Here is a 432-nt window from a genome sequence, read left to right on the forward strand (position 1 = left end):
CATCGATGCCGCGCCGCTTCAGCTCGGCGAGGAAATTCGCCTTGCCGCCCTGGTCGGAGACCATGACTCGCCGGCGGTTGCCGACGGCTTCCGGCGGCACATGTTCATAAGTCGCCGGCTCCTTGGCCAGAGCCGAGGCATGGATGCCGGCCTTGGTGGCGAAGGCGGACGAACCGACATAGGGCGCCTGCGCTTCCGGCGCACGGTTGAGCAATTCGTCGAAGGCGCGGGAGAGCCTGGATATTCCGGTCAGATCCTCGGCTGAAATGCCGGTTTCGAAACGGTCGGCGAAGGCGGGCTTCAGCGAAAGCGTTGGGATGATGGTGATCAGATTGGCGTTGCCGCAGCGCTCGCCGATGCCGTTCAACGTGCCCTGGATCTGGCGCACACCAGCTTCTACGGCGGCCAGCGAATTGGCCACCGCCTGTCCAG

1 pseudogene is annotated in these 432 nt (G+C 64.8%); it reads right to left on the bottom strand.

The annotated features are described in order from the left end of the window. Window positions 1-432, bottom strand: a pseudogene (locus EOA27_RS40005) (citramalate synthase); the annotation flags it as partial.

The organism is Mesorhizobium sp. M2A.F.Ca.ET.037.01.1.1 (assembly GCF_003998075.1).
Classification (GTDB): domain Bacteria; phylum Pseudomonadota; class Alphaproteobacteria; order Rhizobiales; family Rhizobiaceae; genus Mesorhizobium.